This window comes from Fictibacillus sp. 18YEL24, from assembly GCF_015903855.1.
Taxonomy (GTDB): domain Bacteria; phylum Bacillota; class Bacilli; order Bacillales; family Fictibacillaceae; genus Fictibacillus; species Fictibacillus phosphorivorans_C.
Window position 1 is genome coordinate 195,935 of sequence record NZ_JACZDT010000003.1, and the last position, 17,188, is coordinate 213,122.

Consider the following 17,188-nt stretch of genomic DNA (forward strand, 5'->3'; position numbering starts at 1 on the left):
TCACGAGTTAGTAAAATAGCTGTCATACAAAGGATTTATTTTCCAATTACTAGTACTTTCTGCGACAAAATATTACATAATCTTACAGAGTCATTCCGTTAACCTTTATATAACAACAAAGAATTACTATATTTTCATAAAAAGTACAGGAGGTGTGACAGAATTCTTGCTAGGTTAGATCAACCAAAAACAAATAGACCAGGGAGGGAAAAGTTACATGAGTAAAAAACGAAGAAAAGTACGATGGCTATCCGTATTTTTAGCTTTTTTAATGATTGTTCCAATGATGTTCCCATCTCAATCGAATGCTGCAACTACTAAAGGTAAGGCTTCTACTTCAGCGAAAGAGGCAGCATTAGACGGTAAGACGAGCAAGGTTGCAAAGAAACTGAACGAGCAATTCAGCAAGAAGGATAAAGTTACATTCCTCATTAAGTTCAAAGAACAAGTAGATACGGCTGCAGTGGCAAAAAAAGCTGCTAAAGAAGCTAAATCTCAAAAACTTTCTTCTAATCAAACAAAATTAATGAAACGTTCTACGATCGTTTCCACACTTCGCGCCAATGCGCTTGAAACTCAACAGCACACGAAAAAATACTTAGAAAAACAAGAAAAAGCAGGTAAAGCTGAAAAAATCCAATCTTTTTATGTTGTTAACGGTATGGCCGTTACGGCAACAAAAGAAGTAATGGAAGAAATCGCAGCTTTTCCAGAAGTTGAAAAAGTTCTTCCGAATGAAACAAGACAGCTTATTCAACCTGTAAGTTCTGTAAAGCTTCCAGAAAAGCAACTTCCAAAGTCATCACTACAGGTGCAACCGAAAAACGATACTTCTTCTATTGAATGGAATATCGAACGTGTAGGTGCTCCTGAGGTTTGGGGAATGGGTATTGATGGAGCTGGTACAGTTGTTGCCAATATCGATACAGGTGTTCAATGGAACCACCCCGCACTAAAAGAAAAGTATCGCGGATACAATCCTCAAAATCCAGATGCAGCAGATCACCAGTTCAGCTGGTTCGATCCTGTTGGTAATCAAGCTACTCCATATGATGATGATGGACATGGTACACATACGATGGGAACAATGGTAGGTGCTGAACCGAACGGAGGCAATCAGATCGGTGTTGCTCCAGGAGCAAAATGGATTGCTGTAAAAGCGTTCTCTGCATCAGGTGGATCAGATGTTGATCTTCTTGAAGCCGGTGAGTGGATCTTAGCGCCAAAAGATGCAGAAGGTAATCCGCACCCTGAAAAAGCGCCAGATGTTGTAAACAACTCATGGGGTGGCGGAGCAGGACTTGATGAATGGTACAGAGAGATGGTTCAAGCTTGGCGATCTGCTGAGATTTTCCCAGAATTCTCTGCAGGTAACACAACGATCTTTAACCCAGGTGGGCCTGGATCAGTTGCAACTCCAGCAAACTATCCAGAATCTTTTGCAACAGGTGCAACAGATATCAATAACACTTTAGCAAGTTTCTCACTTCAAGGACCTTCTCCATATGACGAGACAAAACCTGAAATCTCAGCACCGGGAGTAAATATCCGGTCAGCGGTTCCTGGAAGTGCATATGAAGGTGGTTGGAATGGTACGTCAATGGCCGGACCACACGTTTCAGCAGTAGTTGCTTTATTGAAGCAAGCTGATTCAAGTCTGACTGTTGAAGAGCTTGAAGAGATCTTGTTGAATTCAGCCACTCCTCTTACAGATGCGACTTTCCCTGAATCTCCGAACAATGGATATGGACATGGACTTGTGAACGCATTTACAGCCGTATCTTCAGTAGTAACTGGATTAGGAAGAATTGAGGGAACTGTAACGAAAGAAGGAGAAGACAATGAAGCTCCTTCCATTACACATGAAGGACCAACTGAATCTTACAAGGAGATGCCGTTAAATCTTGAAGCAGAAGTTTCAGATAACATTAGTGTCACTTCAGTTGCATTAAGTTATCAGAACGAAGACGGAAGCTGGACAGATGTGGCTGCTGAACGTACAAGTGGAGATTATAAATCAGGTACGTACAGCGCTTCTATTCCAGGATCAGCATTAACGGGTGATTCCATTGTCTATAAATGGACAGCCATCGATTTTGGAGGAAGTTCCGTTTCAACTGATAACTATACAGTTGCACTGCTACCTGGAATCTCTTCAGGATACAGTGAGGATTTTGAAGGAAATCCTACAGGATGGACATCTTTTGGAGCAAATAACAGCTGGGAGCATGGTGTACCAACAAGCGGACCTGGTGCAGCATTCTCAGGTGAAAAGGTATATGCTTCAAGCCTTGCTGGAAACTATGCGAACAGTGCTAACATGACACTTGTTATGCCTCCAGTTGACCTTCCTGAAGGGAACACATACCTTCAGTTTAAACAGTGGCACGATCTAGAGCGTAACTATGATTACGGTCATGTGTTTGTATCGACAGATATGGAAAACTGGACTCAAAAGCTTCGCGTAAACTCTACTTCAGGTGGTTGGATTGACGGAGAAGTAGATTTAAGTGAATATGCAGGTCAACGCATTTACGTTGCGTTCAATGTAACTTCTGACGGTTCAGTCGTTAAAGCGGGCTGGTACCTAGATGATGTGAAGTTGCATGACCAGCCGATTACACCAACGAAAAAAGCAAAACTTGGCGGAGGACCAGCAGTTGGAAAAGCGCCTATGTCTCAAGCAAAACCAAAAGTGGATCCATCTAAAATCAAGCCGATGAAACCTTCTTCTGAAAAAGAACCTTCAAAAGATGGTAAGGGTGCTCCACTAGCACTTCCGATGCGTGCAGAAGTTAGTGTTCTTGAAACAGGACGTTCTGTTTACACGAATCCTCAAGATGGTTCGTATAGCTTAACGCATGCTGCAGGAACATATACTGTACAAGCAGAGGCGTATGGTTTCCGTTCGCAAACACAATCAATCACACTAGAAGCAGACGGAACAGCACGTGCGAACTTTACACTTGAAGAAATTCCAAGAGGAACCGTGTCAGGTACGGTTACGAATGAGGTGACAGGAGAACCGATCGCAGGAGCTACTGTGATGCTCATGGAAGATGCTGCGATTGCACCTGTACAGACGAATGAAGATGGTACGTATGAGATCTCTGCCTATGAAGGCGAATACACGCTTAAAGTTCTTGCACCTTCTTATTATGGAGAAGAAGTTTCTGTTACCGTTTCTGGTGGCGAAACAACAGATCGAGACATCGCGTTAAAGCCTTTCATCGGTTACCCGGGTGAGATTGGGTATGACGATGGTACAGCTGAAAATGCACGTGCATGGAATGCTGCAGGAAACGCTTGGGCAGTTAAGATGTCTTTAGCAGATGGTAATGAAAAAGCGGCTGTAACTGGAGGACTATTCCGATTCTGGGATACTGAATGGCCAGTACCAGGTGGAACAGCATTCCAAGTAGCTGTATACGATGCAAGTGGACCGGATGGGACACCAGGTAAAAAGCTCGCAGGACCGTTTGATGCTACAGCATTACGTAACGGCGAGTGGACACATGTTGACTTAAGTCAGCACGGCATCATGGTCGAAGAAGACTTCTATATGGTGTATATCCAAAACTTTGCGAACCCGAACACACCAGGTCTTGCAACAGATGAAGATGGAGAGTGGTCAGGACGAAGCTTCCAGAGCTTGAGTGGAGCATGGTCTCAATCTCCAGAAGAAGAAGGTAACTATATGATCAGAGCGACTGTAAACTATGAAGTAACGGCACCATCCATTACTTCTCCAGTCGATGGATCATTTACAAACGAAGAAAAAGTAACTGTAACAGGTAACGCTGCTCCGACCACCACTGTTGAAATCTACAGAGATGGAGAGGAAGTAGCTACTGCAGAAACGACAAACGAAGGTACATTCTCTGCTGAAGTTACGTTAGAAGAGGGTGCAAACACCTTAACGGCTAAAGCCTTCACTGAGAGCGGTTCAACAGATGAATCCGCACCAGTGACAGTGACGCTTGATCAAACAAAACCAAAAGTGAGCATCACATCACCGGCTGATGGTCTAAAGACAAATCGTGAATCTGTAACTGTAAAAGGTACAGTTGATGAAACGAACATAGATTGGGTAAAAGTAAACGGACAAAAAGCCCAAGTTGATGAAAACGGTAACTATAGTCACCGCATGCTCTTAAATGAAGGAGAAAATGTGATCAAAGTGGTTGCGCTTGATAAAGCTGGAAATCGCCACTCTAAGACAGTAACCGTTTATGCGCAATTTGAAGCGCCAGTAGTTGAAAACTTGAAACCAGACACAGACAAAGAGCTGAAGAGCGGAGAGTCTGTGAAGATCGAATTCGACAGTGCGCCAGGATTGGATGCAGTATTCGTTATCCATATGCCGCTAACAAATGCTGGCGGGGTGGCGAACGCAACTGAGCTTCCAATGCGTGAAACATCTGAAGGTCATTACGAAGGCTACTACACAGCAACTACAAATGTTAAAGCACCAGGTGCAGTAGTTGAAGTAATCGCTTCAGATGATTATGGCAACAAAACGAGCGAAAGAGCATCAGGCAAACTTTATATCAACGCAAAAAAATAAAAAATAACATTTTATTTTCCGGCCTTCTCCCTTGTGAGAGGCCGGTTTTTACGTGGTTTTAGTACCAAGTCATATAATATGTTCACAATTCGACAAATATAGGTGGGTGCTAAATTCAGAATATGTGATAAGATAGTGAAGATGTGAAGTTAAAGGAGACTGATTTAATGAGCGAACATTCGAAGTACGACATTCGTGAATGGAAGAAAAAATTAGCACCATTTGAGCGCCCGCGTATATCAGCAAGTGTATGGCAGTTAGTTAATTCAGTAGGACCATTCTTAATTCTATGGGTATTGGCTTATTTGAGTTTAAATATATCATTTTGGTTGACACTTCTCTGTGCAGTGCCAGCAGCCGGCTTTCTAGTTCGAACATTTATCATCTTTCATGATTGCACACACTATTCATTTTTCAAAAGCAGAAAAGCTAATCAGATCGTGGGGATTTTTACAGGTCTGTTTACGTTTTGTTCATATGAACAATGGAAGAATAGCCATGCAACACACCATGCAACGAACGGAAACCTTGAGAAACGTGGGGTTGGTGATGTATGGACAATGACGCTTCAAGAGTACGCAGAAGCTTCTTGGTTTAAACGATTACAATACAGAACATACCGAAACCCGATCGTGCTCTTTTTGATCGGACCACTATATATTTTCTTGATCGATTATCGATTTAATGCAAAGAATGCTTCAAAGAAAGAAAAAATACATGTTTGGTTAACGAACATCGCACTAGTAACAATCGTATTAGCAGTTGGATTTACGATTGGCTGGAAAGCTTTCTTATTAGTTGAATTGCCGATCTTCTACATTGCAACTTTCTCAGGAGTTTGGTTATTTTATGTTCAGCATCAGTTTGAAGATGGGTATTTCGAACATAACGAAAAATGGAACTATGTTGAAGCTGCTCTTAAAGGAAGCTCGTTTTATAAACTGCCAAAAGTATTACAATGGTTTACAGGGAACATCGGTTTTCACCATGTGCATCACTTGAACTCTCGTGTGCCGAACTATCACTTGGAAAAAGCACATAAAAGTGATCCACGACTTCAAGATGTACCAACGCTTACGCTTCTTACTAGTTTAAAATCATTGACGTTTAAGCTTTGGTGTGAGCAGTCTAAGAAGTTTATCGGAAATCGTGATATTCGTAATTTTATTCGGAAGAATAGAGCTGCATAAAAACATTTAAGAGTCACTCCTCGTTACGTTAGCAAAAAACGTGCGGGGAGTGGCTTTTTTACTTATTGCTTAAAGTTGTTTCATATTGTAGCTACGTCTGCCTGTGGAAACAACAACCTATAGCGGAAATCAACTACTTTCAAAACTAACCTAGACGATTATCCATAGGCACCATTTGCACACTTACTGTCATAGAATACTTACACGATGCTCCACAGGAAAGAGGAGATATAGCATGAAGTTGAATGTTCAATATATTCTTCTATCTAAAATAAAGCCGGATTATACGGTAAAATTAACGGAACACGTGAAGATGCTAAAAAATCGAATGTGGGACTCTATGCATATGCTTGTAGTAAAGAGAGATAAGAAAACGGGGTACAGTGTTATTAGCGGTAATGATCGATATGAATATTTAACAAAACACACAAAAAGTAAGTATGCATTATGTATGATCGATGAACATCCTAGAACAACAGACATAAAGGATTGGTTACAGAGCTTAAGATTTCTAAAAAAGGAGGAGGAAGTTAAACGTTTCAATAAAGTGAGTCCAACTGTGCTTTCCATCATTAAGAGTTTCCTTAAAGAGAATCCACGTTATTATGAACTGTCTCTACGTAAACGACTAATTGTGCTGTTACTTGCTGTTCGATACAAAAAAACAGTAGTGAGTTCTATGCGTTCAAAAGTAGATGATTTATTGAATAAAGATTAACATAAAAAAACAAGCACCTCATTTTAGTCTGAGGTGCTTGTATTAGTTCATATCCCATAAATCACTAAGTTTAGTAGTAGGATCAACCTTTTTTACCGCATATAATATCTTCCGTAAACATATCATTCTTGGATTTTTATTTGGATTATAGGCGAGCTCTTCTATCGTTTGTCTTTCGATACCAGACGTTCGGGTCAACCAATCAGTATCTTTATTATGCTGTTCGAGCCACATACCTAATTTGCTGCGTTTCTGCTCCACTCTGTACATATTCAATGATACCCCCAAACATTTAATTGCCAAATTTTATCTCTATAACTATGGGGTACCCCTATAGAATAACAATTAAACCTTATTTCTTGTATGTGGATAAGTCTTTTCTACTAAAAACACTCTCGAATCTACAGAATACGCCAAAAAAAGAGTATATTCCTTGAAGGGATATAGGTAAAAAAACCTATTTTGACTTTAAGGCTATTTTAAAAATATTTTAATAATTCGGCGTATACCTTATAGTGGATACAAGGTGGTGCTTAATTGTGGAGGATGTCAGAGATCTGCTGCAGAATTTAAGTAGAAGATATGAAACGATACAAAAGAACAGTTGTCGCTTGGTAGATGAAGATTTGACTTTAGCACTTAGTCATATTCTTTATGAGATCAGTAAACACTCAAAGCCTTCTATGCAACACATTGCAGATAACGTTGGGGTGGATATAACGACCTTCAGCAGGCAAGTGAAATCATTAATGAGAATGGGTCTTGTTGAAAAATGCGTGAATCCAAGTGATAAAAGAATTTCTTTTCTTCTATTAAGTGAAAAAGGAGTTCGTACGTTATCTCATTTAAATACGATCTTGAGTACACGTCTCAATAAAAATATCGAAGGACTCTCTGAATTTGAAAGAAACACGATCATGCAAGCTCTGAAAATATTAACGAAAGCATTAAACACCCATAAATAAGAAAGAGTATCTGCTAAAAATCAGATACTCTTGTTTAATAAAAGAATTATATGATGGCGATATCTTTATCTTTTTTAATGTTTATCTTTCCTTGCTGAAAGAAGAAAATGTACAAGCAGCTGTTGAAGATGCTGATCTTGTATGTTTTTCTTTGTGAAATGACGTTTCACAAGATGACGGATGATCACTTCACTCATTTTTTTTCCTCCCTTCTTGGTTTTCTCCATAATTCTCTCTCAATCGATAAATATCCTCTTAATTGTCGAAACAATAGTACAGCTTTCCTAGGAATATATCATACAAAGAGAGAACAGGACATTTGAAGGGGAATGCTTATAGTTTTTAAAAATTTCACTTCTTTTTTGCTAAGAATAATGCAACTGCATGTGTTTTTGTAATCACACCTGAATTTTGCGTTAGGATTGCATTTCTTATTTCTTCATAGAGCAATGCTTTTTGTTCAGGATCTAATAATTGGTGACCAGAATGTGTATCTAATAATCCTACATATTCTTCAGCTGTATAGGTTTGGTTCCATGTGTATGTATGTGTTTGTAAATCTTGAAATGCTCCTGATGCCATCGTCTGTTTGTTTTGTTTCTCAATAAATTCAGCAAGGGTAGGAGCATGGCTGTCTTCTAAGTGAGGAGCAAAGCATGCATACGCTTTACGAATAGAAACGTACACGGGTTCATAAGAAGGAATATGAACAAACCAGAAGAGCGCTAATACCCCATCATCTTTCAAAAGAGAGGCGGCTTTTTGATACCCGGTCTCATAAGGAATAAAATGAAAAGCTGTTCCAGAAAAAACAAGATTGTATTTGACCTTTTCTGGATGATTCCAATCTTCAAAACTTGAATGGATTACGCGAAGATCTGGATACGATGAAAACTTCTTCTGAGTGAGCTGAGCTAAGTTTAGGCCATATTCAATACAAGTGATGGTTGAGATGCCTTCTTTAACAAAACCTTCTGTAGCTTTACCAGTCCCACTTCCTATTTCCAAAAGGGTATGATCCTCATCAAGGTTTGCATAACGAATAATGTCCTCAAAAAGCTCTTGGGGATAAGTTGGCCGGTACTTTTCATACGAATCAGCCACAAAGTTAAACGATTGTTTAAGCAAAGTCATTATAATCAGCTCCTCATGTTTTAAGGAAAATGATACCAAATGAGGAGCCGATTGAATAGAGGGAATGAATGAAAGGGAAAGGTGCGCATTCGGCAACACCTTATCGTTGATCTAAAGTTAAGGCAGTGGTTGTGAAAAGCAGTTCGATCGGGTCATCATTCTTTAACAGAGCTTGAAGTAATTTTGATTTTTCGATTCTCTTTGAAGGAGAGGAATAAATGTAGTCATACATATCTAAACTTTGTATAAGTTTTTTTACTTTTTTTATATAAGATTTACGTAGTTTTCTTTCCGAAAAGTATGAACATTTCTTTTTCATCGAGCTTTTTAGAAATTCAGGATGAAGTGATAGATATAAAGGCGGCTTGTACCGTTTTAAATATTTCTGCATAGAAGGAATGAGGAGATACTCTCCTCCTTCAATATCCATTTTAATGAGTGCGAGATCTGTAATCTTATAATCAGACACTAATTCTTTAAGAGTACTTACAGAAACCGTTTGAAAATCATCTGATAATGATCGAACTAAACTTGAACTAGAATCACCAAATTGTGTTCGTTTATATAAGTTCATCGTCCCTGATTTATAAGATAGAGCTTTGTTAACAGTCGTAATTTTTTCTTTGAGTTCTGGATTTAGCTTAATATTTGTTTTCAATGCTTCATAGGCTACTGAATCAGGTTCAATGCCAAACGAATGTTTCGACTTATTTGCTGCATAGAGTAAAGTGGGTCCGATCCAAGAGCCTATATCTAAATAATTTCGGTCCGGATGTAAGAAATGATCCAAAACTTGAAACGTAAAGTCTTCCCAATGATTAGGAAACACCTTGTTCCAAAAGGATGCGAACTGTTTATCGTCAGTCACATTAAAGGACACTTCATTTTTTATTACGTTCTTCAAATCTTCCACCAACTTTCAACTGAAAAAGCTGCCACAAGCTGTTAGAGCTCGGCCAACTATACAACAGTATATGTATATACGGCACTTAGGGAACTTCAATTACTCTTAATCTCCTATATGAATAGAAAATGTTTGTTTAACCACTTTTAAGATTATGACTTTGTTCTAATCATTTTGTCCCTTCACATAACATGGGGTATCACGTGAAACAGGGGGGATGAGATGAGAAATTATTTGAGGTGGTCTAAAATACCTTATCCGGGTGAAAGTTATCCCCCGACACCCGTAACGCCAGAAGCAGGTAATTGGCCGATGTTTTTTATAACACGAGAAAGTAATACATTCTTGGATCCGTTTCGTAATCAAATCACGTGGAGAATCAAGGATCCTAATACTATTAATTGGGCCAATGAACTTCAAATTGTGCAACAGGTGATGCAGCAGATCACACCTGAACAGATACGCATTGCACAAATGTGGGCTGCCGGAGAGGTGAATAAACAGATCATTCCAGTCGTATTTCAGATGATGGAAACATATGGACTTGCTTCAACAAAGGCTGCTAGATTTTTAGCGTTTTATCAAGCTGCAATCAATGATGCTTTCGTCATCACGTGGCATTTTAAATATCTTTGGGATGTAGCTCGACCCTGTCAATACGACCAAAACTTAAAGACAGTGTTGATGACGCCTAGTTTTCCTGGTTATCCTTCGGCACATGCTGTTATGGCAGGGTGTTCTGAACCCATACTAAGCTATTATTTTCCTCAAGAAAGAAATCGCATTCACTGGCTCATGGAAGAGTGCGCGATGTCTAGGTTATATGCTGGTGTCCATTTTAAAGTAGATAATGATGAGGGGCTGTCACTTGGAAGACAGCTCGGCGAAATCGTCGTGAATTTAATACGATCGCAAAATATATAAGCAAAAAGAAAAACCGGACGTAAAATGTCCGGTTCCTTTAATATCCTCGATACACATATTCTTCTTTTGGTTTCTCTATTTCTTTCCAGTCCTTCACTTTTACATAAGGAATATCGGCTTTAAACGGTTGATAATATTGGGTTTCTATACTCCCTTCAATCTCGATCCATCTGTCATTAGGAAATGATGTGCCTTTTGGGAATTCGACCATCATGCCAAAAACGCCAGAATCGGCAATACAGTGAATGATTCCAAAACGTAGAAGGAAAAGTTCGTTCGATTTAGCAGTTTGATCTTCTGCATTGTAAGTAAACCCTTTGAACTGAACATTTTTTCCGAGAAAAATGCCAGGTTTATAATAGATGCTCTCCATGCCTTTTAGATAGTTCTTATCGTTAAGTACAACCTGATTTCCTTTTGTAAATGGCTTAAGTTCTTTATCCATAACAGAATTATAGCTTTCTTTTCCATAATAAACACTGGTATCCGGCTTTAAAAACTGGTGCTCACCAAAATCCCCTTCGTTCTCAAGGCCTTTAAAGTGGAACCCTTTCGTTTTTACGGTTTCAGAATCAAGAGAGGCGATAGGAAAGAATAACCCAGAAATGATGGGGAAAATGAGTATGCTGTTTACAGTTACATTTTTTAGTCGAGAAGGTTTTTTATGATGATCGTGTCCACAATCAGGTGTGCATGAATCATCATGTTCATGTTCACCATCATCACTCTTTCCATAAATATAGAACTGAACGAGCGTAAGAAAGCCAAGAATAAATATGGCAGAGAACGAGATATATGAATATTTCATGTTAATATATTTGCTAATATCCCCTGTAGCATGCAGATGCATGAACAAAAAGGTAAATCCGATTAAGATCAGGATTCGAATCATAGATGTGCACCCCCTTTAAAGAAATAGAGATCCGACTAGAACAAGGATCGTGATATATACAACAAGACTAACAACGAGCTTTTTCTTAAAAGCCGCTAGCATCATAAGGACGTTCTTCACATCCAGCATCGGACCATAGACAAGAAACGCAACGATCGAACCGATTGTAAATGTACTTTGAAACGAAGACGCGATGAAAGCATCAGCTTCTGAACAAAGAGAGAGGATAAAGGCTAATCCCATCATCACAAGAGAAGATGATACTTCACCTTGTCCAATCTCTAGAAGTGTTGATGTTTTTACGTACGTTTGCATACTCGCAGCAATCAAAGCACCGATTACTAAGTATTTTCCGACAGAGAAGAATTCTTCTACAGCATGCACGAACGTACCTTTTAGTTTGTTATAAAAAGAAATCTTTGGCGATGAGACCGTTGCTGCCGTTTCGTTGTTAAACGGTGAGCGGGAAACAGCACCTAATTCATTCTTAAGTACTTTTACATTTTTAAATTGAACGGCAAGGATAAAACCTAATAAAACAGCAACAATCATGGCAAGAGAGCCTCGATAGATCATAACTTCCCATCTGTTTCCGAACGCAACATACGTTGAAAATAAAACGACAGGGTTGATGATCGGACCTGTGAGCATGAAAGGTATGGCCGCAAAAACAGGAACACCTTTTTCGATCAGCTTTCTTGTGATCGGTACGATTCCGCACTCACACGCCGGAAAGATTGCACCTAAAACAGCCCCGAATAAAACAGCACCTATCTTATTCTTAGGCATGATACGTGCCACCATCTCCTCAGTGACAAACATCTGTATGACACCAGCGATAAGCACCCCGATCAGAACGAATGGAAGTGCCTCGATGAGGATGCTTATAAATACGGTATTCATCTGTAAAAACGATTTGTCGAGCATCCAATAATTCCTCCAACTCTATAAACTACCTATCATCATAAAATATAAACTTTATGAAGTAAATTTTTATTTGTAATATCCCCACTATAACGCAAGCACCAAAGGAAAATAAATGACAAATGAAGAATTAGAAGATAATGGGAAATGGGGTCTGACCCCAAACAATTTATTTCCCATAATGAAATTGAGCAAAAGGAGTAAGGAAATGAACCATGTTGACCTGCGTCCGAAACGGCGTTCGGCATTACGAATCTCGTTAGGAAAAAAGTATTATATGCTTAGAAGATATATAGAGTGGTTTACAGATGAAAAGACGTACGCCAAAACAAGGAAGAATAAACAGCTGCCCTATGTTCATTTTTCACATCAGACGATTCTTCTTCGGAAATTAAAAGATGTAGAGATGTGGTATCAGCATAATAAAGTGAAGAACCTCAGGATTGCTATCAAACAATTAAACGGTATCGTGATCCAACCTGGGGAAACATTTTCGTATTGGAAAAGCATTGGAACGACAACACGCTCAAAAGGGTATGTTGATGGAATGGTCTTGTTTTACGGAAAATTTAAGAAGGGTACGGGTGGTGGCCTGTGTCAGCTCTCAAACTTGATCTATTGGATGACCCTGCATACACCGCTCTCTGTCACAGAGCGTCACCGACACAGTTATGATGTGTTTCCAGACTCGAAGCGTACACAGCCGTTTGGAAGCGGAGCGACTTGTGCTTATAACTACTTAGACTTGCAGATTAAGAACACGACGAATCAGCCTTACCAGCTTCACTTATTTTTAACGGATACTCACCTTGTGGGAGAATGGCGGACAGATCAAGAACCACTGCAATCGTATGAAGTGTATGAAAAGGAACATTGGATCACGCCTGCTTATTGGGGTGGATATTTAAGACATAATTTGATTCATCGCAAAGTATTTAACCGTCAAAGAAAACAGATCGATGATGAATATGTTACCGAGAATCATGCCATCATGATGTACGAGCCACTGCTTGAGGCGAATCAAAAAAACGCATAGTAAAAACCCTTGGCGGTTTCAAGTGGCTAAGGGTTTATTTAAACATCTCAACATACGGTTAGGATTCCATCAATATTAACAAATAAATTTTTCATCTACTTATTATGTTTAATGGTGGACAGGATTAAGGTCAAAAGTAGTTTCTGTTTCATTAACATTTGGGTGCCAGCCTCCATCAATATGGAGTTCTTTATCACCTTTTTGGAACCTCAACATAAATCCTCCCCAATCTTCTATAGAGGCATGTTTATAAACGGGCTTCCATCCATGGTGCGGAAGAGTATCTCTATAAAATTTATAAATCTCATACCAATGATTGCCCTTAATCAAATAATAATGATCTTGAAATTCTAATCCCTCGTAAAGTGGGAGGTCTTTGCGATGCTCGGGAACTATAGAAACAGATGAGTAACGGTGCTTCTCAAGAACGAATTTATAAACGGAAACACTTGAAACTATCAATAATATAAAGGCAAAAGATAGTACCATTCTTTTGTTCAATACTAACAATCCCCCCATATCTTACTTCACTATATTTTAACAGATTAAGGAAAATAGAAAGTTGTTTATTGATCATTAAAAGATCGTAGTTTTTTTATTGTCAAAATAAAAAGCATCGATTATTGTAGATAAATGCTACATACCTAAACAAATGTTTCAAACCACTGAAAAAAGTTAAAGAAATTAGGGAAATGATAATAAGTGAAAGAAGGTGTAATCATGGTCCGTACAATCGCTATCATCGATCATAAAGTAATCATCAATCCACCGTTTCGGCAAATCAATGAAATGAAGCCTGATTGGTTCTGGGTTGACTTTGACTGTCCGACATCTGGTGAAACCAATTTATTGCGCACTTTTTTTGACTTCCATCCTCTTGCTGTTGAGGACTGTGTGAATGCCTTGCAACGTCCAAAGGTTGAATTTTATGAAGATCACCTGTTTTATGTGGTTCACGCTTTAGACAAAAACACACTTGAAGCAACTGAGGTTGATATCTTCACAACAAAAAACTGTGTGGTTACGTATCATAAAACAAACGTTCCAGAGATTGATTTTGTATGGAAGTATTTAAGTGGGCTCGAGACGATTCCGCCTGAACTAGGTAAAAATGAACTTCTTCATAAGATGATGGATAAACTGGTAGATATGTATTTTCCCATTATGCATGAATTAGAAGAACGGGTAATTTCCATCGAAAGCAACGAAGATGATGAAGCACCCAAAATCATTAACCAGATCTTTGATATTAGAGGAGATCTCTTAACATTAAGAAAAACTGTCGTACCTATGCGCGAGCTTCTGTATCGGATGCTCGAATCAAAACGAGTGGGTTTAGATGCGGATGAAAGGTCCTATTTTCATGATATATATGATCATCTCCTGAGGTTAACCGATATGATGACTTCAGCGAGAGAGATGACATCTGATATTCGTGATAATTACATCTCTCTTAACTCTTACCGTATGAACAATATCATGAAAACATTAACTGTAATTACAACGATATTCATGCCGTTAACCTTTATTGCGGGCCTTTATGGGATGAACTTTGTAAACATGCCTGAGCTTCAAACTAAGAATGGTTACTTCTATGTACTTGGTTTTATGGTCTTTTTAGGAGCTGTTATGTCCATTTGGTTCAAGAAAAAAGGTTGGTTTGAACAAGATTGAGTACCGTTTAAAAAATGCTTAACAGGGGAACCTACTTGTAAAGAAGCGTTTGGAGGGAAACCAAATGAAAAAAGATATCATAGGTACATATACGAAAGAAGAAGAAGCGGTTGGCGCAATCAAGGCATTGGTCGAAAAAGGATATCATCCATCTGATATTTCGATCGTTGCGAAAGATGATGAGATGGTTGATCATGTGGCAGACGAGACACATGTAAACGAAAGAAAGATTACAGAAGATGATGCAGACAGTGCGACATATGGCACGATCGCAGGTTTTCTAACAGGTATCGGCGGAGGGATTGCTGTTCCTGGCCTCGGAGTACCAGGGGTCGGACCACTTTTAGCAGCTGGACCGTTTGCTGCAATGTTTGATCACGATGAGACGGATATGAAAGAAATTCTTCAAAACATGGACGTTTCGGAAAGTGATGCAGAGAGATACATGCAGGATTTACAAGATGGCAAGATCTTAGTGATGGTTGAACGAAAATAAAGGTAGATTTTGAAGGCACCTCTTAAAAGGTGTCTTTTCACTTTTTTGAAACTTTTTCCATTGTTTATTCGTATTATTGTATATAAGATACGTGGGGTGTTTAAACATGGAACTTTTCTTAAATGTGTTTTTTGGAATCTTAATCGTATTAGGAATCATTGCAGCCGTTTACTACCTTTTGAAAAATGTGAAAGACAAAAAAAGAGCAGTTCCTGTCTATGGACTTTCTTATAGTGGAGAATATACACAAAAGAATTTTTGGACACATGAGATTATGATCGTGGTCATTATCACACAAGGTTTTGGTTTGTTGAAACTCTCAATGCCCGTTAATGTATTAATGATTTGTTTACTTGTGTTTCTAACACTGCTTTATTTTACTCAAATATGGCGCGGAGCGATCGGCAAGAGGGGCGTTGTATCGGCAACGAAATTTTATGATTGGAATCAGATTGATTCAGTGGATTGGATAACGGGGCTTCAAGCTGAAAACCCGGGGTATCCGAGCTGGGGATTAGTTCGGTTTCATACAGGTGAAAGATATGTAGAATTTGTTATCAAGAAAAAAGCTGAAGAGGAAGTGCGTTCTTTCGTTGAAGAACGGATGAATCTTGCAAAAGCCAATTAGTTAGCTAAATTTGTTTTTAAAGAATAAAGGTATTCTATCTTTTCCTAAGAATAAGTTAAATGTAAAAGGGAAAAGGTGGTTTTTCCATGAAGCCATATGTTAAGGCTGGACTCATTACTGCTGGTATAATCGTTCTGATCAGTACTTATCTGCTAGGAATGTACGTAGAGAAGTTAAATGTTCAAAGGGAGTCACTTAATATGGATCCCATCCATATTGTAAGTGTATTATTAGGAGCTTCACTCATCCTAATCGGATTAAGAATTAAAACGAAAAAAGATATAGAATCAACAGAGAACAGTGCAAAATAAGCACTGTTCTTTTACGTATTTTGTAGAGAGTTCCAATCTTTTGTATAATACATTTAGAATATCCAATACATGTGCTAGAGGAGACAATCATGAAATACGAAGATTTTAAAGAAATCGTGCACGGCAGAAGAAGTGTTCGAAAGTTTACGGATCAAGCGGTTGCTGAAGAAGACATTTATGAAATCATGGATTGCGCCCGTTACGCCCCGAGTGACACGAATTCACAAACGTGGGAATTTATTGTGATTCGAAACAAAGATAAAGTAAAGAAAATTGAAGAGATGACGTGGGATGCTATTCATAAATTGGCTGCAAGGGCTGAAGAGAACGGCAAAACGAAGGAAGCAAAATTGCTGACGCGCTCTTTCGGTCCGTATGCGACGGCGTTCTCTGGGGCACCTGTGTTGATTATCTGTTTAGCCACTCCTTACGAGTCTAAGTTTCGTGAAAAAATCTTTGATCCGATCGAACTTGCTGAAGAATCGGTTTGGGAAGAGGAAGGAATCAAGAGCAGCTGCTTAGCGATTCAAAACTTGATGCTTGCAGCCCATGCGCGTGGACTTGGTACTTGTCCGATGACTGGCCCAGTATTGCTTGCGCAAGATGCGATTCGCGACTTTTTAGAAATTCCGTCTAAGAAACAGATCAACATGGTAATTTCACTGGGGCATCCACAAGATCAACCGAAAAAACTCGCAAGAAAAGCAGTAGAAGAAATCGTCACATATGTAGATTGATTGATGGTAATCGGCACTTTGTAAGTTCTTGAAGAGCTCGTCCAGCGTCTGTTAGGCTCGCTGGACGAGCGCCATACGAAAAATACGA

General features: G+C 39.0%; 18 protein-coding genes. 11 read left to right on the top strand and 7 right to left on the bottom strand.

All coding sequences use genetic code 11. The annotated features are described in order from the left end of the window. The first annotated feature begins 217 nt into the window (after nucleotides 1-217). The 3 genes from HU823_RS11365 (at nucleotide 218) to HU823_RS11375 (ending at nucleotide 6,475) form a co-directional block, all read left to right on the top strand. A complete protein-coding gene (locus HU823_RS11365) occupies nucleotides 218-4,567 on the top strand; it encodes a S8 family peptidase (protein WP_197222110.1) in 4,350 nt (1,449 codons plus the stop codon). Nucleotides 4,568-4,734: 167 nt separating this feature from the next. Beyond that, on the top strand, nucleotides 4,735-5,757 hold the full coding sequence (locus HU823_RS11370; protein ID WP_144702519.1) for a fatty acid desaturase: 1,023 nt from the start codon (nucleotides 4,735-4,737) through the stop codon (nucleotides 5,755-5,757). A gap of 235 nt (nucleotides 5,758-5,992) precedes the next feature. Beyond that, nucleotides 5,993-6,475: a hypothetical protein gene (locus HU823_RS11375; protein WP_197222111.1), complete on the top strand. Its 483-nt coding sequence runs from the start codon at nucleotides 5,993-5,995 to the stop codon at nucleotides 6,473-6,475. 42 nt (nucleotides 6,476-6,517) lie between these two features. Here HU823_RS11375 and HU823_RS11380 read toward each other — a convergent pair whose 3' ends face one another. Beyond that, entirely contained in the window at nucleotides 6,518-6,751 is a 234-nt protein-coding gene (locus tag HU823_RS11380) for an XRE family transcriptional regulator (protein WP_144702513.1), read from the bottom strand. 263 nt (nucleotides 6,752-7,014) lie between these two features. Between HU823_RS11380 and HU823_RS11385 the strand changes: the two genes are divergently transcribed. After that, a complete protein-coding gene (locus HU823_RS11385; protein WP_186320587.1) occupies nucleotides 7,015-7,440 on the top strand; it encodes a MarR family winged helix-turn-helix transcriptional regulator in 426 nt (141 codons plus the stop codon). A gap of 74 nt (nucleotides 7,441-7,514) precedes the next feature. Here the strand turns inward: HU823_RS11385 and HU823_RS22130 are convergent, their stop codons facing one another. The 3 genes from HU823_RS22130 to HU823_RS11395 all read right to left on the bottom strand — a co-directional run bounded on the left by HU823_RS22130 (nucleotide 7,515) and on the right by HU823_RS11395 (nucleotide 9,478). Continuing rightward, a complete protein-coding gene (locus HU823_RS22130; RefSeq protein WP_255520062.1) occupies nucleotides 7,515-7,637 on the bottom strand; it encodes a hypothetical protein in 123 nt (40 codons plus the stop codon). A 154-nt stretch (nucleotides 7,638-7,791) separates the two neighbouring features. After that, entirely contained in the window at nucleotides 7,792-8,574 is a 783-nt protein-coding gene (locus HU823_RS11390; protein ID WP_197222112.1) for an rRNA adenine N-6-methyltransferase family protein, read from the bottom strand. A gap of 100 nt (nucleotides 8,575-8,674) precedes the next feature. Further along, nucleotides 8,675-9,478, bottom strand: coding sequence for an FkbM family methyltransferase (locus HU823_RS11395; protein ID WP_197222113.1), 804 nt, complete (start codon nucleotides 9,476-9,478; stop codon nucleotides 8,675-8,677). Between the two features lie 222 nt (nucleotides 9,479-9,700). Here HU823_RS11395 and HU823_RS11400 point away from each other — a divergent pair, with 222 nt between their 5' ends. Continuing rightward, nucleotides 9,701-10,402 (top strand): vanadium-dependent haloperoxidase, encoded by a 702-nt coding sequence (locus tag HU823_RS11400; protein WP_197222114.1) that lies wholly within the window; start codon nucleotides 9,701-9,703, stop codon nucleotides 10,400-10,402. Nucleotides 10,403-10,439: 37 nt separating this feature from the next. On the opposite strand, the gene HU823_RS11405 is transcribed toward HU823_RS11400, so the two are convergent. Then, complete coding sequence (locus tag HU823_RS11405; protein ID WP_197222115.1) at nucleotides 10,440-11,294, bottom strand: TIGR03943 family putative permease subunit; 855 nt, start codon at nucleotides 11,292-11,294, stop codon at nucleotides 10,440-10,442. Nucleotides 11,295-11,309: 15 nt separating this feature from the next. After that, a complete protein-coding gene (locus tag HU823_RS11410) occupies nucleotides 11,310-12,221 on the bottom strand; it encodes a permease (protein ID WP_144702495.1) in 912 nt (303 codons plus the stop codon). Between the two features lie 205 nt (nucleotides 12,222-12,426). On the opposite strand from HU823_RS11410, the gene HU823_RS11415 reads away from it, so the two are divergent. After that, nucleotides 12,427-13,254, top strand: coding sequence for a VanW family protein (locus tag HU823_RS11415; protein WP_197222116.1), 828 nt, complete (start codon nucleotides 12,427-12,429; stop codon nucleotides 13,252-13,254). Nucleotides 13,255-13,362: 108 nt separating this feature from the next. Here the strand turns inward: HU823_RS11415 and HU823_RS11420 are convergent, their stop codons facing one another. Next, nucleotides 13,363-13,755, bottom strand: coding sequence for a hypothetical protein (locus HU823_RS11420; RefSeq protein ID WP_144702489.1), 393 nt, complete (start codon nucleotides 13,753-13,755; stop codon nucleotides 13,363-13,365). A 219-nt stretch (nucleotides 13,756-13,974) separates the two neighbouring features. On the opposite strand from HU823_RS11420, the gene corA reads away from it, so the two are divergent. The 5 genes from corA to HU823_RS11445 all read left to right on the top strand — a co-directional run bounded on the left by corA (nucleotide 13,975) and on the right by HU823_RS11445 (nucleotide 17,100). Continuing rightward, nucleotides 13,975-14,928 (top strand): magnesium/cobalt transporter CorA, encoded by a 954-nt coding sequence (gene corA / locus HU823_RS11425; RefSeq protein WP_144702487.1) that lies wholly within the window; start codon nucleotides 13,975-13,977, stop codon nucleotides 14,926-14,928. Nucleotides 14,929-14,992: 64 nt separating this feature from the next. Further along, nucleotides 14,993-15,424: a general stress protein gene (locus HU823_RS11430; protein WP_144702484.1), complete on the top strand. Its 432-nt coding sequence runs from the start codon at nucleotides 14,993-14,995 to the stop codon at nucleotides 15,422-15,424. A 106-nt stretch (nucleotides 15,425-15,530) separates the two neighbouring features. After that, entirely contained in the window at nucleotides 15,531-16,052 is a 522-nt protein-coding gene (locus HU823_RS11435) for a hypothetical protein (RefSeq protein ID WP_144702481.1), read from the top strand. Nucleotides 16,053-16,138: 86 nt separating this feature from the next. Beyond that, nucleotides 16,139-16,363, top strand: coding sequence for a hypothetical protein (locus HU823_RS11440; RefSeq protein WP_144702478.1), 225 nt, complete (start codon nucleotides 16,139-16,141; stop codon nucleotides 16,361-16,363). 89 nt (nucleotides 16,364-16,452) lie between these two features. Next, nucleotides 16,453-17,100 (top strand): nitroreductase family protein, encoded by a 648-nt coding sequence (locus HU823_RS11445; RefSeq protein ID WP_191753108.1) that lies wholly within the window; start codon nucleotides 16,453-16,455, stop codon nucleotides 17,098-17,100. Nucleotides 17,101-17,188 lie beyond the last annotated feature (88 nt).